The sequence below is a fragment of the Shewanella litoralis genome (assembly GCF_009828585.1).
GTDB classification, from domain to species: Bacteria; Pseudomonadota; Gammaproteobacteria; order Enterobacterales; family Shewanellaceae; genus Shewanella; species Shewanella litoralis.
The window spans coordinates 280,193-304,115 of the sequence record NZ_WSRZ01000002.1; the positions used below are offsets into that span (position 1 = coordinate 280,193).

Annotated in this window: 17 protein-coding genes; 12 read left to right on the forward strand and 5 right to left on the reverse strand. The window is 42.6% G+C overall.

The window, feature by feature from the left end:
* Window positions 1–188: 188 nt before the first annotated feature.
* Together pyk and GQA99_RS03275 are read right to left on the reverse strand one after the other, a co-directional pair.
* A complete protein-coding gene (gene pyk, locus GQA99_RS03270; protein ID WP_160052425.1) occupies window positions 189–1,628 on the reverse strand; it encodes a pyruvate kinase in 1,440 nt (479 codons plus the stop codon).
* A gap of 317 nt (window positions 1,629–1,945) precedes the next feature.
* Window positions 1,946–2,800, reverse strand: a complete 855-nt coding sequence (locus GQA99_RS03275) for a MurR/RpiR family transcriptional regulator (protein WP_160052426.1) — start codon at window positions 2,798–2,800, stop codon at window positions 1,946–1,948.
* A gap of 337 nt (window positions 2,801–3,137) precedes the next feature.
* Here GQA99_RS03275 and zwf point away from each other — a divergent pair, with 337 nt between their 5' ends.
* From zwf to GQA99_RS03310, 7 genes are all read left to right on the forward strand, one after another.
* Window positions 3,138–4,607 carry a glucose-6-phosphate dehydrogenase gene (zwf, locus tag GQA99_RS03280; protein WP_160052427.1) on the forward strand — a complete coding sequence of 490 codons (1,470 nt, stop codon included), beginning with the start codon at window positions 3,138–3,140 and terminating at the stop codon, window positions 4,605–4,607.
* Between the two features lie 9 nt (window positions 4,608–4,616).
* On the forward strand, window positions 4,617–5,315 hold the full coding sequence (pgl, locus tag GQA99_RS03285) for a 6-phosphogluconolactonase (RefSeq protein ID WP_160052428.1): 699 nt from the start codon (window positions 4,617–4,619) through the stop codon (window positions 5,313–5,315).
* A gap of 11 nt (window positions 5,316–5,326) precedes the next feature.
* Window positions 5,327–7,153 (forward strand): phosphogluconate dehydratase, encoded by a 1,827-nt coding sequence (gene edd, locus GQA99_RS03290; protein ID WP_160052429.1) that lies wholly within the window; start codon window positions 5,327–5,329, stop codon window positions 7,151–7,153.
* A gap of 20 nt (window positions 7,154–7,173) precedes the next feature.
* Window positions 7,174–7,818: a bifunctional 4-hydroxy-2-oxoglutarate aldolase/2-dehydro-3-deoxy-phosphogluconate aldolase gene (locus GQA99_RS03295; RefSeq protein ID WP_160052430.1), complete on the forward strand. Its 645-nt coding sequence runs from the start codon at window positions 7,174–7,176 to the stop codon at window positions 7,816–7,818.
* Window positions 7,819–8,652: 834 nt separating this feature from the next.
* Complete coding sequence (locus GQA99_RS03300; RefSeq protein ID WP_160052431.1) at window positions 8,653–10,470, forward strand: DUF4365 domain-containing protein; 1,818 nt, start codon at window positions 8,653–8,655, stop codon at window positions 10,468–10,470.
* 170 nt (window positions 10,471–10,640) lie between these two features.
* Window positions 10,641–11,147 (forward strand): hypothetical protein, encoded by a 507-nt coding sequence (locus tag GQA99_RS03305; protein ID WP_160052432.1) that lies wholly within the window; start codon window positions 10,641–10,643, stop codon window positions 11,145–11,147.
* A gap of 142 nt (window positions 11,148–11,289) precedes the next feature.
* A complete protein-coding gene (locus GQA99_RS03310; RefSeq protein WP_160052433.1) occupies window positions 11,290–11,982 on the forward strand; it encodes an aspartate/glutamate racemase family protein in 693 nt (230 codons plus the stop codon).
* A gap of 58 nt (window positions 11,983–12,040) precedes the next feature.
* Here the strand turns inward: GQA99_RS03310 and adhE are convergent, their stop codons facing one another.
* A complete protein-coding gene (gene adhE, locus GQA99_RS03315; protein ID WP_160052434.1) occupies window positions 12,041–14,638 on the reverse strand; it encodes a bifunctional acetaldehyde-CoA/alcohol dehydrogenase in 2,598 nt (865 codons plus the stop codon).
* A gap of 779 nt (window positions 14,639–15,417) precedes the next feature.
* Here adhE and GQA99_RS03320 point away from each other — a divergent pair.
* The 5 genes from GQA99_RS03320 to GQA99_RS03340 all read left to right on the forward strand — a co-directional run bounded on the left by GQA99_RS03320 (window position 15,418) and on the right by GQA99_RS03340 (window position 21,684).
* Entirely contained in the window at window positions 15,418–16,089 is a 672-nt protein-coding gene (locus GQA99_RS03320) for an HAD family hydrolase (protein ID WP_160052435.1), read from the forward strand.
* Window positions 16,090–16,110: 21 nt separating this feature from the next.
* Window positions 16,111–17,073, forward strand: coding sequence for a sugar-binding transcriptional regulator (locus GQA99_RS03325; protein ID WP_160052436.1), 963 nt, complete (start codon window positions 16,111–16,113; stop codon window positions 17,071–17,073).
* Between the two features lie 324 nt (window positions 17,074–17,397).
* A complete protein-coding gene (locus GQA99_RS03330) occupies window positions 17,398–19,113 on the forward strand; it encodes a purine-cytosine permease family protein (RefSeq protein WP_160052437.1) in 1,716 nt (571 codons plus the stop codon).
* Between the two features lie 119 nt (window positions 19,114–19,232).
* Complete coding sequence (locus GQA99_RS03335) at window positions 19,233–20,759, forward strand: mannitol dehydrogenase family protein (RefSeq protein WP_373291406.1); 1,527 nt, start codon at window positions 19,233–19,235, stop codon at window positions 20,757–20,759.
* A gap of 4 nt (window positions 20,760–20,763) precedes the next feature.
* A complete protein-coding gene (locus tag GQA99_RS03340) occupies window positions 20,764–21,684 on the forward strand; it encodes a carbohydrate kinase family protein (protein WP_160052439.1) in 921 nt (306 codons plus the stop codon).
* 186 nt (window positions 21,685–21,870) lie between these two features.
* Here GQA99_RS03340 and GQA99_RS03345 read toward each other — a convergent pair whose 3' ends face one another.
* The gene (locus GQA99_RS03345; RefSeq protein ID WP_160052440.1) at window positions 21,871–23,232 is read right to left on the reverse strand and encodes an anti-phage deoxyguanosine triphosphatase; all 1,362 of its coding nucleotides are present in this window, start codon (window positions 23,230–23,232) and stop codon (window positions 21,871–21,873) included.
* An 8-nt stretch (window positions 23,233–23,240) separates the two neighbouring features.
* A complete protein-coding gene (yfbR, locus tag GQA99_RS03350) occupies window positions 23,241–23,828 on the reverse strand; it encodes a 5'-deoxynucleotidase (RefSeq protein WP_160052441.1) in 588 nt (195 codons plus the stop codon).
* Between the last annotated feature and the right edge of the window lie 95 nt (window positions 23,829–23,923).

Consider the following 23,923-nt stretch of genomic DNA (forward strand, 5'->3'; position numbering starts at 1 on the left):
GATTGGGGGTTGGTATAAGGCGAGGGCGATATTAGTGACAGCTATTGCTCAATGCAAGCTAACGACAGAGACTAACGTCCATTGATTAAGGACAATAAAAAAGCCAACCGCGAGGTTGGCTTTGTTTTAGCGACGCATTGATGCGTGCGAGATAAAACACGCTCAATGGTCCGATGTTGGCTTATTAATTAAGCGACAACAAGTACTTTACAGGTGTTAGTGCCACCGATGGTTTCCATCGCGTCGCCCTTGGTCATCAATACCATGTCACCACTTGATAAGTAACCCGCATTAACCATGCAGTTCAATGCTTCTTTCGCTAATTCGTCAGCTGGGTATGCCGTTGAGTCAAACTCAATTGGCTGAACCCCACGGTATAGCGCCATGCTAGCTAATGTTTTCTGATGACGTGATAAAGCAAAAATCGGTAAACCAGAACTGATACGTGACATTAATTTAGCTGTCGCACCAGATTCTGTTAACGAGATAATCGCTTTCACGCCAGCTAGGTGGTTAGCGGCATACATGGTCGATAATGCGATGGTTTCTTCAACTGATGAGAAACTTTGATCCATACGGTGTTTTGATACTTTCACACTTGGGTGTGATTCTGCACCTAAACAAACGTTAGCCATTGCCATAACGGTTTCTTCTGGGAAGTCACCTGCGGCAGTTTCAGCTGATAGCATAACAGCGTCAGTACCGTCTAATACCGCGTTAGCTACGTCCATCACTTCTGCACGAGTTGGCATTGGGCTAGTGATCATCGATTCCATCATCTGCGTTGCAGTAATAACGGCTTTGTTTAACTGGCGCGAACGTTGAATTAAACGTTTTTGCACTGCAACTAACGCAGCATCACCAATTTCAACACCCAAATCACCACGGGCAACCATGACAACGTCAGATGCTCTGATCACATCATCCATAGCTTCGTCAGTTTCAACGGCTTCAGCACGTTCAACTTTTGCCACGATTAACGCTTTACTACCTGCTTCTAAAGCAAGTTTACGTGCAAGGTCTAAATCAGCACCAGTACGTGGGAAAGACACCGCTAGGTAGTCAACATCGATCATTGCAGCCGTTTTAATGTCTGCCATGTCTTTTTCAGTCAATGCAGGAGCAGTTAACCCGCCGCCTTTTTTGTTGATGCCTTTGTTATTAGACAAAGGACCTGCAACCGTCACAGTTGTGAAGACTTTACGGCCTTCAACACTGTCAACGCGTAATTGCACGCGGCCATCATCAAGCATCAAAATATCGCCAATCACAACATCATCAGGAAGTTGCTTATAATCAATACCTACTTGTTTCTCGTCGCCTTCACCTTTGCCTAATTCAGCATCAAGGATAAATTTATCGCCCAAGTTAAGTTTGATTTTTTGGTTGTCTTTGAATGTAGACACACGAATTTTAGGGCCTTGTAAGTCACCTAATATGGCAACATGCTTACCTAATTCTTTCGCGATGTTACGTGCATCAGTAGCACGCTTTAAATGGTCTTCTGGTGAACCGTGTGAAAAGTTAAGTCTAACCACGTTAGCACCGGCTGCGATAATTTTACGTAAATTGTCATCGCGGTCAGTTGCTGGCCCAAGTGTTGTTACGATTTTTGTTCTGCGGAACATGAGATACTCCGTTAATGATAAGAAAGATTTTGTGTTAAATAGAATTCGGTTATTTAAAGTACACAAGCTATCTTAGTACTTAAATGATGTAACTATATTAACAGACATTCTTAATTAATGTAGTAAAGTTACAAACAAAAAGACGGTTTTTACTGTGTAATTTATGTGACAGATAAGTGATTTTTACAATAAAAAAGGCCAATCGGAGTTATCCGTTTGGCCTTTGGTGTTATTGCCGCGCTGATGTTTGACTACAACGTCGGGATCAAAACTCTCATTATTGTGTAATTATTTAACAGTTCGGATAACAAAAACCATTAAATCGTAAGATCTTTATTCACACGAGACTCTTTTAAGACTTCTTTTACACGCTTTAAGTTGTCACGGAAACGCGGCCCGCGGCGCAAGGTAAAGCCTGTAGCCAGCACATCGATTGTTACTAACTGTGCTAAACGAGACGCCATGGGTAAATACATGTCGGTGTCTTCAGGCACTTCCATGGTGACAGGCAGCGTACACTCTAATGATAATGGCGAGTTACGGGCGGTAATACCAATCACTGCAGCGCCGTTTTCACGGGCAATACGCGCGATTTCGATTAATGATTTGGTGCGGCCAGTATGCGAAATCAACACCACAACATCACCTTCATTACAGTTAATACAGCTCATGCGCTGCATTAGCACATCGTCGAAACAAATCACCGGTACGTTAAAACGAAAGAACTTGTTTTGGGCATCATGCGCCACAGAAGAGGACGCACCTAGGCCAAAAAATGAAATAGTCTTGGCTTGTGTCAGTACATCAACCGCTTTATTGATGGCCGCTGTATCAAGACTTTGACGGGCGGTATCGAGCGATGCCATTGAAGATTCGAAGATTTTTGTTGTATACGAGTCTGGAGAGTCGTCTTCTTCAACATGTCGACTAACATAAGGTGTGCCGTTAGCAAGACTTTGTGCCAAATGTAACTTAAAATCAGGGAAGCCTTTAGTATCTAGGCGACGGCAAAAGCGGTTAACGGTAGGTTCACTCACGTCGGCCATCTTGGCTAACGTCGCGATACTAGAATGTATAGCTGTTTGCGGCGAGGCTAATATGACTTCGGCAACCTTGCGTTCCGATTTACTAAACTGGGTAAGGCTTTTTTGAACCTTTTCTAGGGTATTCATAAGCAAGCATCCGCTAAAAAGTAGCTAAAAGTAGGTAATGTAGTTTTATACCATAACTTACAGGAATTTCGTGATTTAAGTTATTTTTTTACCTTTTACACGATCCTGTGGTTATTTTTCAAGACGCAGATCACGGTTAAATGGTTCTTAAGCCTTGTTATAGGTGGAAAATCATACCAGATATTAGGTACAGATGACTAGGTTAACAACAATGCAATATTTGCAAATTAAAGATGCAATATTCAAATTCTGTTGTTATATTACAACAAAAGTGTGTTTTTATTCATCGACCGAATTCGAACATGGCGCACACACATAATCAGGAGAGCTTTCAGCAATGGGCAAATCAATTGGAGCCAAGGCTTGTGACTTCGTACTTTTTGGTACTAAAGGCGATTTAGCTAGGCGTAAATTATTACCTTCTTTATACCAGCTAGACAAAGCAGAGTTACTCGATAAAGAAACCAAGGTCATTGGTGTTGCAAAAGATGCATTCACCCACGAAGAATTCATCGCCCTTGTAACAAAAGCATTAAACACTTTCGTTAAAGATGAAATTTGCCCAACCACGCTAGAACGCTTCCTCAGTCGTTGTCATTACATCGGCACTAATTTTACCGAGCCAGAAGGCTACAAAGCTTTCCACGATTTACTTGAACCAAGTAAGCGTGTCATGGTGAACTACTTCGCAACGCCGCCTTCAATTTTTGGTGCCATCTGCCGTTGCTTGCATGAGCAAGACTTAATTAAGTCAGACACCCGCGTTGTATTAGAAAAACCCATCGGAACCGATTTAGCGTCATCGCACGTGATCAACGATCAAGTCGCCGAATTCTTTAACGAAAACCAGGTTTACCGTATTGACCATTACTTAGGTAAAGAAACGGTACAAAACTTAATTGCACTGCGTTTTGCTAACTCGTTATTTGCATCTAAGTGGGACAACCGGACAATCGATCATGTCCAAATCACGGTGGCTGAAGAAGTGGGTATTGAAGGCCGTTGGGGTTACTTTGATGGCGCTGGCCAGATGCGCGACATGATCCAAAACCATTTACTACAAGTGTTAACGCTTGTGGCAATGGATCCACCAGTTAATCTAGACGCTGACAGCATTCGTGATGAAAAAGTAAAAGTGCTTAAGTCATTGCGCCCAATTAATCAGGACAACGTGTACGAAAATACCGTGCGTGGTCAATACAGTGCCGGCTTTTTAAAAGGCTCGCCTGTACCTGGTTACCTTGAAGAAGAAGACGCTAACACCAATTCAAACACCGAAACCTTTGTGGCATTACGTGTTGATATTGATAACTGGCGTTGGGCTGGTGTGCCATTCTATTTACGCAGCGGCAAGCGTATGCCGTTCAAGAGCAGCGAAATTGTGGTGTATTTTAAGAACCCACCGCACAACTTATATCGTGCAAGCTATCGCAACCTGCCACCTAACAAGTTAACCATCCGTTTGCAGCCTCATGAAGGGGTTGAAATCCAAATGATGAACAAGGTGCCTGGTCTTGAGCAAAAGCAGCGTTTGCAAACCACCAAATTGGACTTAAGTTTCACTGATACCTTCAAAAATGAGCGTATTGCCGATGCCTATGAGCGTTTATTACTCGAAGCCATGTTAGGCAATCAAGCCTTGTTCGTACGTCGTGACGAAGTTGAGCAGGCATGGAAGTGGGTTGACGGCATCATTCAGTCTTGGGAACAAAGCGGCGAAAAGCCAAAACCGTATCCTGCAGGTACTTGGGGCCCAGTGGCGTCAGTGGCATTAATCACTAAAGACGGCCGTTCTTGGGACGAGTAGGGAGCAGATATGATTAAAGAAACCGTATTTAAATCGTTTGATACACCAGCAGACTTAGAAGCTAAATTAGCCGACAAAATTGCTCAGCAACTTCAAAATGCTGTCGATACACGCGGTAAAGCCAGTTTAGTGGTCTCTGGTGGTTCAACACCACTTAAGCTATTTAAGCTGTTAAGCCAAAAGTTAGTTGACTGGAGTGATGTGTACATTACTTTGGCCGATGAGCGCTGGGTTAATGCAGATGAACAAGATTCAAACGAAAGATTAGTGCGCGAACATCTATTACAAAACCGTGCTGCAAGCGCTAAGTTTCGTGGTCTTAAAAATATGTTTGCTACCCCTGAAGCGGGTTGTGACATGACCAGCGAATCATTGGCTAACTTTCCACGTCCGTTTGATGTGGTTGTGCTTGGTATGGGGACAGACGGTCACACTTGTTCATGGTTTCCATGCAGCGCAGAGCTCGACAATGCACTGACCTCTAAAGATTTATGTGCTGCTGTTAATCCTACAACAGCCCCACATGCTCGAATTACGTTATCTAAAGATGCCATTTTGAATAGTCGTCAGATTTATCTGCATCTTGTCGGAGAGCCAAAATTAACTGTATATCATCAAGCACTTGAAAACGATGATGTTACCCAAATGCCCATTAGAGCCGTATTAGCGCAGCGTAAAACGCCCGTTGATGTGTTCTATAGCGCGTAAGGAGTTTTACCATGCATTCAGTAGTACAAGCCGTTACCGATAGAATTATTGCACGCAGCCAACAGTCGCGTTCAAGCTATTTATCTGCCCTAAACGATGCTAAAGCTCAAGGCGTTCACCGTAGCGCATTAAGCTGTGGCAACTTAGCCCATGGTTTTGCAGCCTGTCAGCCAGTAGAGAAAGACTCACTGCGCCAATTGACCAAAGCCAATATTGGTATTGTGACTGCATTTAACGACATGTTATCTGCGCACCAACCTTATGAAACCTACCCGAACATGCTAAAACAAGCCTGTATGGATGTAGGCAGTGTGGCCCAGGTTGCTGCTGGCGTTCCAGCCATGTGTGACGGTGTCACTCAAGGTCAGCCTGGTATGGAGCTGAGCTTACTGAGCCGTGAAGTGATTGCCATGTCGACGGCAGTTGGCTTGTCGCACAACATGTTTGATGGTGCGTTACTATTAGGCATTTGTGACAAAATCGTTCCAGGTTTATTGATTGGTGCATTGAGCTTTGGTCACTTACCGATGTTATTTGTGCCAGCAGGCCCAATGAAATCGGGTATTCCAAACAAAGAAAAAGCCCGTATTCGTCAACAATTTGCCCAGGGGCAGGTTGATCGCGCAGCATTACTTGAAGCAGAGTCAAAGTCTTACCACAGTGCGGGTACTTGTACTTTCTATGGTACCGCGAACTCTAACCAGTTAATGTTAGAAGTGATGGGCTTACAGTTACCGGGTTCATCGTTTGTTAATCCAGACGATCCATTACGTGACGAGTTAAGCAAAATGGCCGCTAAGCAAGTGTGCCGTTTAACCTCAATGGGCACGCAATACACCCCAATTGGTGAAGTGGTTAACGAAAAGTCTGTGGTTAACGGCATCGTTGCATTACTCGCTACCGGCGGTTCAACTAACTTGACCATGCATATCGTGGCGATTGCCCGCGCTGCTGGCATTATCGTCAACTGGGATGATTTCTCAGACCTGTCTGCTGCTGTGCCATTATTAGCCCGTGTTTATCCAAATGGTCATGCTGATATTAACCACTTCCACGCTGCTGGCGGTATGGCGTTATTGGTTAAAGAACTGCTTGATGGCGGTTTAATTCATGAAGACGTTAACACTGTAGCCGGTTACGGTTTACGCCGTTACACCCAAGAGCCGCGTATGATTGATGGCGAATTAAAGTGGGTTGACGGTGTGACTGAATCGTTAGACAAAGAAGTATTAACTCACCTTGACACGCCTTTCCAAAGCAACGGTGGTTTAACCTTGCTTAAAGGTAACCTCGGACGTGCTGTGATTAAGGTGTCTGCAGTACCTGCAGGTAACCGTATTATTGAAGCGCCAGCGGTTGTGATTAACGATCAAAATGAAATTGACGAATTATTTAAGTCTGGCTCGTTAGACCGTGATTGCGTTGTGGTTGTAAAAGGCCAGGGCCCTAAAGCTAATGGCATGCCTGAGCTACACAAACTCACGCCATTCTTAGGTACCTTACAAGACAAAGGGTTTAGAGTGGCATTAGTGACCGACGGCCGTATGTCTGGCGCATCAGGTAAAGTCCCAGCAGCCATTCATTTAACACCCGAAGCATTAGACGGCGGCTTAATTGCTAAAGTGCAAGATGGCGATGTGATCCGTATTGATGCGACCACAGGTGAATTAACACTGTTAGTTGATGAGAAAACGCTTGCTAACCGCACCGCAGGGATTGTGGACTTACACCATTCAGCGTACGGCATGGGCCGTGAATTGTTTGGTGCGTTACGTCGCAGCTTAAGCAGCCCAGAAACAGGCGCTCGCAGCACTAGCGCGATTGATGAATTATATTAAAAATAAAGGAAGTCGGTAACATGATTGAGCCTAATAACTGGTTACTTCAACCACAAGAAGTGTTTAAACGTAGCCCAGTAGTTCCGGTTATGGTGATAAACAAACTAGAACACGCGGTGCCTTTAGCCAAAGCATTGGTTGCTGGCGGGATCAGTGTATTAGAAGTGACATTACGTACTCCTTGTGCACTTGAAGCCATCGCTAAAATCGCTAAAGAAGTGCCTGAAGCCCTTGTGGGTGCAGGTACTATTTTAAATGAAGCTCAGCTTAATCAAGCGGTTGCAGCAGGTTCGCAGTTTATTATCACTCCTGGTGCCACGGTTGATTTATTAAAAGCGGCTAAAAAGGGCACTGTGCCTTTAATCCCAGGTATTGCCAGTATTTCTGAAATCATGGTGGGAATGGAGTTAGGTTACACTCACTTCAAATTTTTCCCTGCTGAAGCTTCAGGCGGCGTGAATGCACTTAAGTCATTCTCTGGCCCATTAGCTGATATTCGCTTTTGCCCAACAGGTGGCATCAGTCCAGCGACATACAAAGACTACTTGGCTCTGCCAAACGTTGATTGTATCGGCGGCAGCTGGATTGCCCCAACAGATGCAGTAGACAATGAAGAATGGGATCGTATTACGCAGTTATGTAAAGACGCGCTGGCCGCACTTTAATTAATCTTGTAATGATATCACGTTAAAAACCAGCTAATTAGCTGGTTTTTTTATGGCTTTTTGTTTTCATATAGCCGCTAGTATATTGCCTGCGGCCACTTACGTGCCACACCAGAGCAAGGTCGTAAGTTGTCAACTTACGCAGTGGGGAATCGTCGTCCCGGTAATGCTTTTGAGCCGGGATCCAAGTGTTTGTTTTTGTTGTTTGGTCGCTTTGTATTCATGGCCTGCGGCCACTAAACGTCGTGGCGCTTCGCCCACACCAGACCAAGAGGAAACCAACGGCTGTTCCCTCTTTATTTTCTATAAAAGAATTGGCCCAGCCGCCACATCAAAATTATCATTCTTTACTAAGCAATAGCAGCGATAATTTCGCGACGTGGTTGAATCCAGCTTTTAACTTCGTCTGAGTGTTCTTCGGCCTTATTCGAAAATGCTAACGCTTCAGATGGGGCGTCCCTTCCCCTCTAAAGCTAGCTCGCCATCCATGGCCAGCTCACGTATTCTTTTGTAAAAAAGTCTTCAACGGCCTCAAGTTCAAAGTTGAATTTGGACTGTTGCAAGCAATATTCGTAACTCATTGTTGCCCCATTATGAGCTATGGGATGTGACAGCTGACTGAACTAATAGCTACTTTTCCCATTAATGTATAGGCAAGAGGCAAGACTTGACCCTGTAAATTTTTGCGATAAGGGTGAGAAGTATTGTAAGTTAAGTGGTAATTTGTCGCCTGCGTTACAACGTGTACTGAAAGATAAAGATCGTATCCAGTGTTTATATAGATTACTGTATTTTAAGTGTAAAATAAGACCATGTAAGAACTGAGGTTACAGAATGAACGCAGGTGAGATTGGCGCAGCAGCTGGACGAATTTTTAACTATAAAGCTCCGCTTAGTTGGATAATCCGAAGTCAGGAAGATCAGGACGATCACGGAATTGACTGTGAAATTGAGCTTAAAGACACGAATGGTAAAGCCCTCGGTCAAGAGAGTGTTTTTAAAATCCAGCTCAAGGGTCAAGAAAACTGTTCATTTATTGAAGATGGTCAGAAGCTATCATTCTCTGTTTCGCGTGCTCGTATTCAGTATTATCTTCAATTCAATATCCCTGTGATATTGGTGGTTGTTGAAGTATCAAGTGAAGAAATTTACTGGGTGTCAGTGACAGACAATCAAGAAATCTTGGAGAAGGTCAACAACTCTTCAACAGACACTCTAACCGTTCACTTACCAGTAGAAAATATGTTAGAAAGAAATGACTCTGACTCATTCGATAAGCTGCTGGTGGCAGTTCAGAATTGTTGGGATTTTCTGTCTCTCAGAGATCTAAAGCTCGCTGTTAATAACTGTACAACACTACAACCCGAAGCCTTGAATAAGTGTATCGAGCAGGTTGGTGATGCATTGTTTAGGGCGTATCACATCAAGCTAGAACAACTACTTTGTGACCGACAGTTTCATGACCTATATCAGCAAGCTAGCGACATCATTCAGTCGAAAATTGTACCGACTAAAGATAGGTTTCTAGCAACACTATACTTTGACTACGCCTTCAAAGTAGCTCCTTACAAACAGCTAAAAAATGAGCAAATCGAAGAGCAGTTGAAGTTATGTGATTATCTTCTTTGCCTAGCACGAGAGCAGAGGGAGCCTGTTTATCGTCTTACAGCTATAGCTAAAGCAAGAAGCTCATTGTTCAAGTTCAAGGTTGAACAACTGTTTTCTCTTCATCATACAAACGAAAACTTCAGCTCAGACAGCTTTGAGTATTTGTATATGAATCGAGAAACACATAAGCAATACCATGATACTTGTGTTCAGTTGCAGAAGATCATCAACATGTGCCACAGACTCATTAACCGCAGTCAGTTTAATATCTTGGCCGATTTAATGTGCGATTTTGCCTTATCCATTGGAATGTTTAAAACAATCCACAAAGCTCGTGGATCTGATGAGGCTATCACGTTCTTAGATGAGTGGTTTGAAAAGATGTTGCATACGGTATTGATGTACTCATCTATTGTCGGTGACATGAGAAAAGTTGAGCAGCTGTACCTAATTACGAACTTGCAGTCAGAACTCAAAGCGATAGTTAAATTTGATGTAAGAGAGCTAATTCTCGAGCATTGCCCAAATGCTCAAGAACTGCTGGATGCTCTTGATAATGTCATGGCTGGTCAAGAAAAATCAAAGCCTCTAATTGAATCAAGTATTGATGAGCAGAAACACTTCTTTGCAGACATGGCTAAAAACCTTGGTATGGATCCTGACAACAAGGAATGTACTTTTGGTCAAATAGTAGCTAGAGGCTTAAAGAACTATGACCCAACGGATGTTATCGGTCATTGCGAGCATATGCTTGTTGACTATCGACCAGGTGGTATCGTTGCTCAACAATTGAGGATGCACTCTGCTGGTGGAATGCACTTACTTGTATGTCTAAAGCACAAGCATGTAATGGGTACTGGTAACTTGCTTATAAAAGCATTTGACGAGCCGAATGGTCCCGAGTTCGTTTTAGGCTTTAAGCAAAAATACTGTGACCATTGTTCTGACTGCTCACCTAGAGAAGATGAGTGGTGCTGGAGCTTGAAATGGCAACAAGAAGAGCGAACCAAGTATCAGGATTGGCTTAATAAGTTTGACTTGTGATTTATTTGTATTTCTTCATTGATAAAGCAAAAATTGAGGTGCTAGAAGCACCTCAATTTAATTGACTAGAATTTAGTTGGGTCAGTGTAAAACCTAGCTTTTCATAAAGGGTCAACATGACAACTTACTTCATTTATACCAGGAAACAACGTGCGTCAGCATTGTTACTGATGTTAAATGCTGGCGTGGCATTCCTTTTATACATAGCAGCGCACAAATATCTGCCAACGTTAACGAACGATACTTATGCGCTAGCACAGCTGTTTGAGGTTGTTGATATTGCCATTTGGGTTGTTGAAGCGATATTGCTTGGATTAGCATTATGGTTCTGGTTTGAAAATAAACAAATTAGGGTGTGTGTCACGCCAACCACTTTGTCCTATTTTGATCCCACCTTTGGTGATGTGAGCTGGCAGGTCAAGGTTTCTGACATTACGCAATTGAAGCAAGTCAGCCATACAGGGCAAGAATCTATTTCAAACTTGATAGTGCTCAAAAATGGAGAACATAGGCAACTAATGTATTCAAACTATCGTGGATTTGATCGACGTGCTTTTTTTGATGCGCTTGTATTAGCCAACCCGAATATCATTGTGCCAGAGAGTATATACAGCTACAAAATACAAAGGCCATCATGGGCTAAACGCATTCGGAAAAAGTTTGGTTTAGATGAATAATTTTTTAAAAATGAGTTGGGCCACAATTAGTCAGACCAAAATTAAGTTAGGCCAAAAATTAGTTGAGTAAGCGACTGTTTATAAAAAGAAGCATTGGTAAAATCAGTCCAAGCGTTATCAAACTTACATCACAGGAATAAGCATGAAAACCATTGGTATGATTGGCGGTATGAGCTGGGAGTCGACGCAAAGCTATTATCAGGCGATTAACCAGGGGGTTAAGGCGGCCTTAGGTGGATTGCATTCAGCTAAGATTTGTTTGTACAGTGTTGATTTTGCTGAAATCGAAACGTTACAACATCAAGGGTTATGGGATGATACGGCCAAGATATTAGCAGATGCCGCTGTGGCGGTTGAAGCCGGTGGTGCTGATTTTGTGCTTATTTGTACCAATACCATGCACAAAGTGGCTGATGAGATACAGGCGCAAATCTCGATACCGATATTGCATATTGCCGATGCGACCGCCAATGCACTTCTGGCCGATGGTATCACTAAGGTAGGCTTATTAGGCACTCGCTTTACTATGGAGCAAGACTTTTACAAACACAGGATAAGCGACAATTATCCCATTGAAGTGATAGTGCCCAATGCCGATGACCAAACGCGAATTCATGATGTGATATATCAAGAGTTATGTTTAGGCAACATCAACCCGCAATCTCGGCAAGTTTACTTGAGCATTATCGATAAGTTGTTTGCTCAAGGCGCGCAAGCGGTGATTTTAGGTTGTACTGAAATTGCCTTGTTAGTGCAGCAACAACACACTCAAGTACCGCTATATGACACCACTCAAATCCATGCTAACAGCGAAGTATCGATGGCATTAACATAAAAACGCCTTAAGTGCGGGGGCACTTAAGGCGTTGTGTATTACCGTTTAACTATAAACATTAGTCTTTATAAGCGCGGCCATAGAAGCTGTCTAATAACACTTGTTTAATCTCGCTAATGAGTGGGTAGCGAGGGTTAGCACCAGTACATTGGTCATCAAATGCATCTTCTGCAATTTCATCCAATTTGGCGATAAAGTCTGCCTCGTTGACACCGGCTTCTTGAATAGAGGCTGGGATGCCAATGACCTGCTTAAGCTCTTCGATTTTCTCAATGAGCTTTTCAACTTTTTGCTCATCTGTTTTACCACCTAACTTTAGGTGTTCACTAATGGCGGCATAACGACACAATGCTTTAGGGCGGTCGTATTGGCTGAACGCCGCTTGCTTGGTTGGCATGTCTGTGGCATTAAAACGAATAACGTTAGAAATTAATAACGCATTGGCCAAACCATGTGCTAAGTGGAACTCAGCACCTAATTTGTGCGCCATTGAGTGACAGACACCCAAGAACGCGTTGGCAAATGCAATACCAGCAATGGTGGCGCCATTATGGACTTTCTCACGGGCAACAGGGGCTTTTGCTCCAAGCTCATAAGCGTCTGGTAAGTATTTCACCAGTAAATCGAGTGCTTGTAATGCCTGGCCGTCACTGTATTCGTTTGCCATCACACTGACATAGGCTTCTAATGCGTGAGTCACCGCGTCAATACCGCCAAAGGCCGTTAATGACTTAGGCATGTCCATCACAAGGTTTGGATCAACAATGGCCATACTAGGCGTCAGTTCATAGTCTGCAATCGGGTACTTTTTACCTGTCACTTCATCGGTGACTACCGCAAATGGTGTGACTTCTGAGCCTGTGCCTGATGTGGTTGGAATGGCAACCATTTTGGCTTTTCGGCCCATTTTAGGGAACTTGTAAATACGTTTACGAATATCCATAAAGCGTAAGGCTAAGTCAGCAAAATCAACATCTGGGTGCTCATACATCACCCAAATGATTTTCGCTGCATCCATAGGTGAACCGCCACCTAATGCAATAATAACATCCGGTTGGAAGCTGTTAGCCACTTTAGCGCCCTGACGGACAATGGCTAATGTTGGGTCGGCTTCGACTTCGTAAAAGACTTCGGTTTCTAACCCTTGTGCTTTCAAAATCTTTAAGGTTTCGTTGCAATAGCCATTATTGAACAAGAACTTGTCGGTAATGATTAACGCACGTTTTTTGTCGCTTAATTCTTCAAGGGCAATCGGTAAACTGCCACGGCGGAAATAGATTGATGATGGAAGCTTGTGCCACAACATGTTTTCAGCCCTCTTGGCGACCATTTTTTTGTTGATTAAGTGACTTGGGCCAACGTTTTCAGAAATTGAATTACCGCCCCATGAACCACAACCTAAAGTTAACGATGGCGCTAATTTGAAGTTATATAAGTCACCAATGCCGCCTTGCGAAGCTGGGGTGTTAATTAAAATACGCGCGGTTTTCATTCTAAAACCAAAGGCTTTTACGCGTGCTTCCTGGGTGTCTTGATCGGTATATAAACCAGAGGTGTGGCCAATGCCGCCTAAGGTGACTAGGGCTTCAGCTTTATCCATGGCTTCATTAAAGTCTTTGGCTTTATACATACCCAATAACGGAGATAACTTCTCGTGGGCGAATGCTTCTGCATCATCAATGTCTGTCACTTCACCAATCAAGACTTTGGTGTGGCCAGGTACGGTAATACCTGCCATAAGGGCGATATTGACTGCGCTTTGACCAACGATGTCGGCGTTTAGGCCACCATTTTTAAGAATGACGCTCTGCATTGCAGCGGTTTCGGCTTTAGATAATATATAGCCGCCGTAGTGAGCAAAACGCTCTTTGACTTGCTTATAGATACTTTCTACCACAATGACTGCTTGCTCAGAGGCACACACCACACCGTTGTCGAAGGTTTTAGACATTAAGATTGAGCTCACAGCGCGTTTAATGTCGGCGGTTTCATCAATAACGATTGGGGTGTTACCGGCGCCAACACCAATGGCTGGTTTGCCAGAAGAGTAGGCGGCTTTCACCATACCTGGGCCACCAGTGGCTAAAATGAGGTTGATTTTTTCATGAGTCATTAATTGATTAGACAAGGCTACGCTGGGTTGATCTATCCAGCCAATAATGTCTTTGGGGGCGCCAGCCGCTACAGCTGCATCGAGTACGATTCTTGCTGCTGTTGTGGTTGAGTTTTTCGCTCTTGGGTGCGGTGAAAAAATAATGCCATTACGGGTTTTTAAGCTAATAAGCGCTTTAAAAATGGCGGTAGAGGTTGGGTTAGTTGTCGGCACAATACCGCAAATAATCCCGACAGGTTCTGCAATAGTAATGGTGCCAAAGGTTAAGTCCTCAGACAAAATGCCACAGGTTTTTTCATCTTTATACTTGTTATAAATGTATTCAGAGGCAAAGTGGTTTTTAATCACTTTGTCTTCAAGCACACCCATGCCAGTTTCTGTCGCCGCCATTTTGGCAAGAGAGATGCGCGCATCTGCAGCCGCGAAAGCCGCTGCCCTAAAAATTTTATCAACTTGCTCTTGGCTAAAATTAGCAAATTCGGCCTGTGCCTTGGCAACGCGTTCTACCAGTAGGTCAAGCTCTTGAGTATTGGTGACTGTCATAATGGTTTCCTCTAAAAATATTCAACAAATCGTTTTTGTAAAATATTCTTTGTAAATAAAATTACAGTTTATAGGGTGAACATGCTGTGATACTGACCACAAAAAAGCGAAAAATGTAATTTTATTACAACTTGCGTGTACGATTTTTGCACTTTTTTGTGTTGTAGATATGCATATCAATTACATGTTATTGAGTGAATGGCAATTGATGATCAAGTGCTAATTGAATCTTCAACCTTCAGCCTTCAACCTTCAAATCTCGAATCTCTAATATCAGAGTTCAGCCATTCACTTTGAGTGCAAATGAGCTTGCGCATTGCATCTTCAAAATGCGTTTAATTGGTGCAATGTACAAGGCGTCAAATGACAATCTTAAGCTTCAATCTTGATTGTTCTGTATTACAGATTGAATGATTTTCACTCAAGTCGAATCGTTTTATTTTTGTACTATTGGGCGCAATAAATATTAGCCTATTGAATTTAAATAACATTTTATTATCGCAAAACGTACATAAGCAACCGCTAAAGCTCGATTTGCTTATTTAATTCAAGAAATGTGATTGACATCAATATTGAGAAGAGGGAATATGCTCAATGAAAGGGCATATGCTCATGCTGAGTGCAAAAGCTCAAGTAAGGGTGGTCATCCCCTGATTACAGATGATGACGCAGTGCAATAAGCATCGAATAATGCTTAACATAAGCAGTTAAGTGGGATTTTTAGCTTAAAGCCATTGTAAAATAGGACCTTAATTTTCTTTATTCATTAAGGCTAGTTTATGGATACAAAGCCAAAGTTAGTCATTTTTGATTGCGACGGCGTCGTGATCGACAGTGAAGTCATTAGTGCGAATGTGTTAATCGACAAATTAGCCGTGTTGGGTGCCCAGATTGATATGGCGTTTGTGCAGCAACATTTTTTAGGCTGCCAATTTGCGACTGTCGCGGCCAAAATTAACAGTTTGTTGAATATAACGTTGCCACATGCTTTTGAATTGCAGTACCGAGAACAGTTGTTATTGGCATTTGAGCGTGATTTAACCGTAACGCGAGGCATTAAAGAGGTACTCGCCGCCTTAACTGTACCGTTTTGCATTGCCACAAGCAGCAGTTTACCGCGCACAACAAAAGCGTTGTCGGTGGTGGGATTAAGTGATGTGTTTGCTGGGAATGTTTTTACCGGCAGCGAAGTTGAAAACGGTAAACCAGCACCCGATTTATTTTTACATGCAGCCAGGCGTATGGGCGTAGCACCAGAACAATGCTTAGTGATAGAGGACAGCTTTTTTGGCGTAACAGCCGCAGTGGCAGCCAATATGCCTGTTATTCATTATGTGGGTGGTGGACATATTAGTTACCACAATCATCCGGTTGCTAAAACGTTTCCACAGGTTACGGCATTAACAGATTGGCAAGATTTCGCCCAGTTAATGCCCAGCATAATGCGTTAAGACTGAATAATGAGGACTATCATGGACAGTAAATCAAATTCAGAATTAGCGCGTTTAGAAGATGCAGCTAGAGCTGCGTGGCTTTATTACGTGGCTAAGAATACCCAGGATGAAATAGCGCAAAAATTAGAAGTATCAAGGCAGTCGGCACAGCGACTCGTTGCGCTTGCAGTGAGTGAAGGCTTAATTAAAGTGCGGTTAGACCACCCCATTGCAAAATGCATGGAATTGGCTGAACAATTAAAACAAGCCTTTAATTTACTTGAGTGCGAAATTGTTCCTAGCGATCCCAGTGATATAAGCTCGGTGCATGGCTTAGCGCAAACCAGCGCAGCAGTGTTAGAGCGTTATTTAAAATCAGATACGCCAAAAACGCTGGCATTTGGGACCGGTCGGGCACTTAAGGCGTGTATTGATGAATTACCGTCAATGCAGTGCCCGCAACATAAAATTGTTTCTTTGCTCGGCAATATGATGTCAGACGGTTCAGCTTCGGCATTTGACATTGTGGTGAGCATGGCCAATAGGGTACAAGCTAAGCATTACCCTATGCCGTTGCCGGTCATTGCGAGCTCAGTGGCCGAAAAAAACATTTTGCACGAGCTTGCACCAGTTAAAAGCATTTTGGCGTTAGTTGAGCAAGCAGATGCAACCTTTGTTGGTATAGGGCAAATGGGCGAGCAGTCGCCACTCATGCTTGATGGTTTTATAGACCAACATAAATTAAATGAATTAGTTAACGACAAAGCTGCTGGTGAGATCACCAGTTGGGTTTACGATCATCAAGGGCAGTTATTAGCACATCCTATTAATCAATTAGTGATGAGTGCGCCGCTAACGCCTAATGCCAGTAAACCCGTTTATGGTATTGCTGCAGGTAAAAGTAAAGTGAATGCGATATTTGCAGCATTACAAGGTGGGTTAATTAACTCATTAATTACTAATGAATACACCGCCGAACAAATACTTGCAAAAGTGAAATAAATTATAAAAACAGAGTAGGCTAAGTCACTGGAATTATGGATGTGAAAGTGACTTAGCGTAAATATATTATAAAAGTAGAACGCTGGTTCAACATAGCGTTAGCAGGTTTGTCTCAATATAAACCACTAAAATAATTATTAGTTAGCAAGTTTTACTATTAAAAAAAGTTATACCGTTAATGAGTGTTAATAAAAATAGAACGTCAATGGGGTTATTATTTCAGCTAAACAGAAATAATAAATAGTCAAAAGGTAAATTGCTTAATTTTATCATCGATATTAGGTGAGGGATTAATTTACCTGAAAAAATAGGAATATAAAAATAATGACAACAAGTCACCAGGATTCTTCATATCATCAAATGAATGAAGAGCAGCTTCCCGTCGCAAAGAATAAGCTGCACGGTTGGAAACATTTTGCAGGTTTATATGCTGGGGAGCATGTTGCTGCAACCGAATTTGTTATTGGTGCAACCTTTGTTGCTTTAGGTGCATCGACCATTGATATTCTTTTAGGCTTACTTATTGGTAACCTATTAGCCATGTGTTCTTGGTGGCTATTAACTGCGCCTATTGCAGTCGAAACACGTTTAAGTTTGTACAATTATTTAAATAAAATTGCTGGCGATTCAATGACCAAGCTCTATAACTGGGCTAACGTGGTTATTTTCTCGGTGATTTCTGCCGCGATGATTACCGTGTCATCTACCGCGGTACGCTTCTTGTTTGATATTCCCGCCCAGTTAAATTGGTATCCCAGCAGTTTATGGTTTGTGATGATTGTATTAGCCGTGGGGTCAATTGTTGTAGTGGTTGCCATGTATGGCTTCTCTACCGTGGCTGACTTTTCTAAAATCTGTGCGCCCTGGTTGTTTGTTATCTTTATCGCGGGCTCGTTTACGTTATTTCCAGCGCTGTCTAACCATGTAATAGGCAGTACGACGTTAACGAATTGGCAAGACTTTATCACCATTGGCGACAGCTCAATCTGGACTGGTTTTAATGCTGAAGGCGAAAAGGGCATTGGTTTACTTGAAGTGATAGGCTTTGCTTGGGCTGCAAACTCCATTACTCACTTTGGTTTAATCGACATGGCTATTTTTCGATTTGCTAAACGTAAAAGTTATGGTTTGTTTTCTGGTGTGGGGATGTTCTTTGGCCATTATATCGCATGGATTTCAGCTGGCATCATGGGCGCAGGTACTGCGGTATTGCTAAAAACCACCATTACTCAGCTCGATCCGGGTGACGTGGCGTACCATGCATTAGGGTTTTCTGGTTTTGTGATTATTATCATTGCAGGTTGGACTACGGCAAACGCTAACTTGTATCGTGCAGGGCTTGCAGCGCAATCTATCTTTGTGAATCAATCACGTGAACGCACCACTGCCATTGTCGGTATGGTCACGGTAGTGATTGCCTGTTTCCCGTTTGTATTTACCCAAATGTTGCCATTACTGACCTATGCTGGCTTATTGGTTGTGCCTGTTGGTGGCATTGTATTTGCTGAGCATGTGTTGTTCCCTAAAATTGGTTTAACACGCTACTGGGCTAAATATCAAAACTTATCTAAAAGTACTCCTGCCATTGCCACCTGGGCGTTAGCTTTAGTCTTTGGCTTTGGATTAAATAGTGTAGATGTTATTTCGTTTTATTATTTATTTATCCCGACCTGGATATTCACCATTATTGTTTATACCTTACTGGCTAAAAAATATGGCGCTGATTTAGATTATACCGACGCTATTATTGCTGATGAAAAAGAACAACAACAAATTGCCGAATATCAAGAGGCAATGGCTAAAGATGACAAAGAAACAATCGAAGATGTGAGTAAAGTTACCCGGTTATTAAATGTTTTTGCTTTTATCTCTTTAGTGATTATTTCTGCACTTGCTGTAAATGTGATGTTTTATAGCCCGACAATGGAAATATATGACGAGAATAAATCGTTATTCGAAACCGTGTGTTTTGCTTGTACAGTGATTTATTTTAGTTGTTCATACTTTGCATTAAAACGTCACAAGAATTTAAATTCATAAAACCCAATAAGTGACTCAAAGCAATGATTAATCTAATGATCATATTAATGATCAAAGATTGCTTTGAGTCTGGTGTGTTACTGAGCTAACACAGAACCGATTATCATATTTTACGAGGCATGAGTATGCAGCACACTCAACAATCAAACGTTAAACTGAACACGCTAAACCAACAATCGTTATCCTCTTTATCTGCTGATGTCGACGTGCCGAAATACGATCGCAGTAAGTTAACAGCAGGTATTGTGCATATTGGTGTGGGCGGATTTCACCGTGCTCACCAGGCTATGTATGTTAATGAATTACTCAAAACACCTGGCTCAGAGTCGTGGGCCATTTGTGGAGTGGGTTTATTAGAAGCCAACCGCGGTTTACGTGATGTACTGGTTAAGCAAGATTACTTGTACAGTTTAACGGTGCGCCACCCAAATGGGCAGATTGACCATCAGGTGATCGGCTCAATGATAGACTTTTTATTTGCCCCAGAAAACAAGCAACAGGTTATTGATAAACTGGTTAATGCAGACACCAAAATTGTATCATTAACCATTACTGAAGGTGGCTATAACTTTAACCCTGCAACGGGTGAGTTTGATTTTGCTAACCCTGAAATTATCCATGATATGGCTAATCTGCACGACCCAATCACCGCCTTTGGTTATATCACGGCTGCGTTAATGCAGCGTAAAGCTAATGGCATGAAACCTTTTACCGTTCAGTCTTGCGACAACGTTCAACATAACGGTGATATGACCCGTAAAATGTTATTAGCATTTGTCAGTAAAATTGATGCTGAGCTGGGTCAATGGATAGAAGCTAACGTTGCGTTTCCTAATGCAATGGTTGACCGTATTACCCCAGTTACGACCAAAGCTGATATTGAATACGTGGCCAATACTCTACACATAAATGATGAATGGCCAATCACCTGCGAAGCCTTTACTCAATGGGTTATTGAAGACAACTTTAGTGATGGCCGCCCAGCGTTTGATTTGGCTGGCGCGCAGTTTGTTGCGGATGTTACCCCATTTGAGAAAATGAAAATCCGTTTACTCAATGCCGGTCATTCGGTTTTAGGTTTGTTGGGTTCTATTCATGGTTTTGCCACGATTGATGAGGCTGTTTCTGATCCATTATTTGCCACCTATTTACGTAAGTTTATGGACGATGAAGTCACGCCATTAATTGATCAGTTAGAGGGTATCGATTTAACCCAATACAAAGACACCTTGATTGAGCGATTTGCTAACCCAAACATTAAAGACAGTTTGGCGCGTATTTGTTTAGAAAGCTCAGCAAAATTACCTAAGTTTATCATTGCATCGATTAACGAAAATATTGCCTTAAACCGTGATACCTCTCTAGCGTGTTTAGTCATCGCAGCCTGGTGCTTATACAGTGATAAGCAGGTCAATCAACAGGGTGAAGCATTAGAGATTAACGATCAAATGGCCGCGCAGTTGCATCAATTTGCGAGTAAAACTGAACACGATCCACTGGCATTTTTACAGCTAACCGATTTATTTGGTGATTTAAATAATCAAGCCGCATTTTGCAAAGAGTATCGTAAAGCCATTGCTGAACTGTATGCTCCAAACAGTGATATTAAAGCGATAATGCAAGCCCGTTTACAAGCAAAGAGTTAATGTTATGAGCAGTGTATTAATTAATCATAAAGCCAAGGCTGACATCAATATCAGCTGTTTTGGTGAAGTCTTGTGGGATTGTTTCCCAGACGGAAAACGAGTGGGCGGCGCACCGTTAAATGTGTGCGTCAGACTCAATGCGTTAGGCATTAAGGGCTCAATGATCAGTGCCGTAGGTGATGATCAATTAGGCCATGAATTACTGGCATTTATCGATGAGCGTGGCGTTAATCGCGATTGTATCGCAATTAACCCGCACAAAAGAACCAGTACAGTTCAGGTAACGTTAGACAAAAATGGTTCTGCGTCATACGAAATTGTGGCTGATACCGCCTGGGACAATGTGGCATTAACAGACACCATTATTAGCCAGGTTAAGCAAGCTGATGTATTGGTATTTGGCAGCTTAATTGGCCGCAGCCCGGTGTCATTAGCGACGTTAACGGAATTAGTTAACCGTGCCAATTTCACCGTGTTTGACGTAAATTTACGTGCGCCGCATTACGATATCGACAGCATTGTTAAGTTAATGAATCAAGCTGATTTTATTAAGTTAAATGATGATGAATTGTATGAAATTGCCAAAGCAATGGGCTCGCCGTTTAATTCATTAGAGCAAAATGTCGATTACATTGCTGCGCAAACGCACACTGAGTATTTGTGTGTAACGAAAGGCAGTCATGGCGCGTTATTAAGTGTTAATGGGCAGAAGTTTTATAACTCTGGCTACCTGGTCAATGTGGTTGATACCGTGGGCGCCGGTGACTCGTTTTTAGGCTCGTTATTGTATCAATTGTGCAGTGACAATAACCCGCAATATGCCATCGATTTTGCTTGTGCTGTCGGCGCTATGGTGGCGCAATCTGCTGGTGCCACACCATTGTTGACGCTTGAGCAAATTAACACGTTTATGCAACCCGCATAAATGGTGATGTTGGCGGTGATATAAAAAGTTGTATGTAACCAGTTGTATGTAAAAAGTTGTTGTATGTAAAAGTGAAGTGTCGTGTGTCGTTTGGGTTAGTTCCCCTTTATTTAACCCGCTAGTGCTTGGTTATTTATACTTATAAATAACCAAGCGCTTTTTTCATTTCTTTTCTAGGCAATATGATTATTGCTCGCTACTCAATTCCAAAATCCCCGCAGTTTTAGAACCAAATAACTGTTGATGTAATCGCCCAGCAAATCCATCGGTCATCCCTGAAATGTAATCGGCAATCACGCGCATAGGGTTACTGTTTTCTGCATTTGCCGCTAACCAACGCTCGCGGGTGTTCAGTGGCAATAAACGTTCAGGATCCGATGCGAAAGCTTCAAACAACTCCATGATAATTTGCTGGCCTTTGTATTCGAGCATTTGAATTTCAGGCTTACGGATGACGTATTTAAACACCAGCTGCTTGAGAACATGAAGTGTTAGGGCAAAATCGGCCTGCAATTTTGCATTGTATTTGAGTAATTCGGCTTCGAAGTCGTCATTTGTCTTGATGCTAATGGCGGTGACAAAACCATTGACCAGGGTGCCAATGGCGTCTTTACGTAAATGATGTTCGTGGGAAAACAGCTTTTCACCAATGTTGGCGATTTCGGATTTGAGCCATAGATCATTAATACTGTGCAGTTGCTCGACAACATCATGTTGCCACTGGCGTTGATTGACAATGCCCATCACGATGGCATCTTCTAGGTCATGCACGGCATAGGCGATGTCGTCAGCCAACTCCATTATCGAGCAGTCTAACGATTTAAAACGCGTTTTAAGGTGAGGGTAGTTAGCGTTGACCTGGCTTTGTTCACTGCTAATAAACAATTGCCTATCATTGTCACTCAATGCCGATAATACCCAGTCAATAATCGGCTGGTCATCGTCAAATAACCCTTTTACCGGCGGCCAGTCAGAGGGTTTTAATTGCCTATGATTAGCAATATCGGGTTTATTGAGATTGATAAACAATTGCGAGTGCATAGCCGGGTATTTCATGATCCCAAGCAAGGTGCGCCGCGTGAGGTTCATGCCCCATGATGGCGTGTAAGGCTCCAGGCGCGATAAAATTCTGAAGGTTTGGCCATTGCCTTCAAACCCACCATGATGACGCATCATATAATTGAGCGCCACCTCGCCACCGTGGCCAAAAGGCGGATGGCCAATATCGTGGGCTAAACAAATCGATTCAATCAAACTCATGGAGTTAAGTAACGGCTTAAACTCTGGATATTTACGGCGTAATTGGGCGGTAATACCGGTACCAATTTGCGACACTTCTAACGAGTGAGTTAACCGAGTGCGATAAAAGTCGTTCATGCCGACACCCAACACCTGGGTTTTAGCTTGTAAGCGTCTAAAAGCGGCAGAATGTAATATGCGCGCGCGATCGCGCTGAAATGGACTGCGGTGATCATTACGACGTTGCTTATCTTCACCGAGTAGGCGCTGATGCCAAATGTTGTCTTGCTGTGTTGTGGTATCGGACATAAGGTTCCTTACAGCATTTGATTAATTTCATCTAAATTAAGGGTAAAGCTTGGAATAAAACAGTCTCTAAAATAGCGTACTGCCGGGTTAGGGTTATCATCAAGCATGTGCTCTAAACGCTTGCGAGCACTGTTAAATTCACTGTTTCCGGCTTTGTGTTCTTCTAAGCATTTTAAATAGGCGCATAGGGTGTCAGCCGCTTTAACAATGGCTTTATATTGTGGATCTGCCTCTTCGCTAATAAACAAACTGCGATAATCGTCTTTAAATTCGTCAGGCACCATTTCAAGCATGCGCTGTTCGGCAATGGCTTCAATTTTTTTATATTCAGCTTCAATTTCTTTATTAAAGTACTTAACCGGAGTCGGTAAGTCGCCGGTTAAGATCTCGCTGGCGTCGTGATAAATTGCAATGGTTGCCGCCTGATTAGGATCTAACTGGGTGTCGAATTTTTTATTACTAATAATCACTAAGGCGTGCGCGACCATGGCCACTTGTAATGAATGCTCCTGAACGTTTTCGCGGCGAACGTTATACATTAATGGCCAGCGTTGAATTAACTTCATTCGGGCTAAATGGGCAAATAGATGACTCATGAGACTCCTTACTGCGCTCAATCAACAATAATCTGTACAGTGTCAGCTTACCTGAGCATGGAGATAAAAAAAAGCGACTGTTCAGTCGCTTAGTG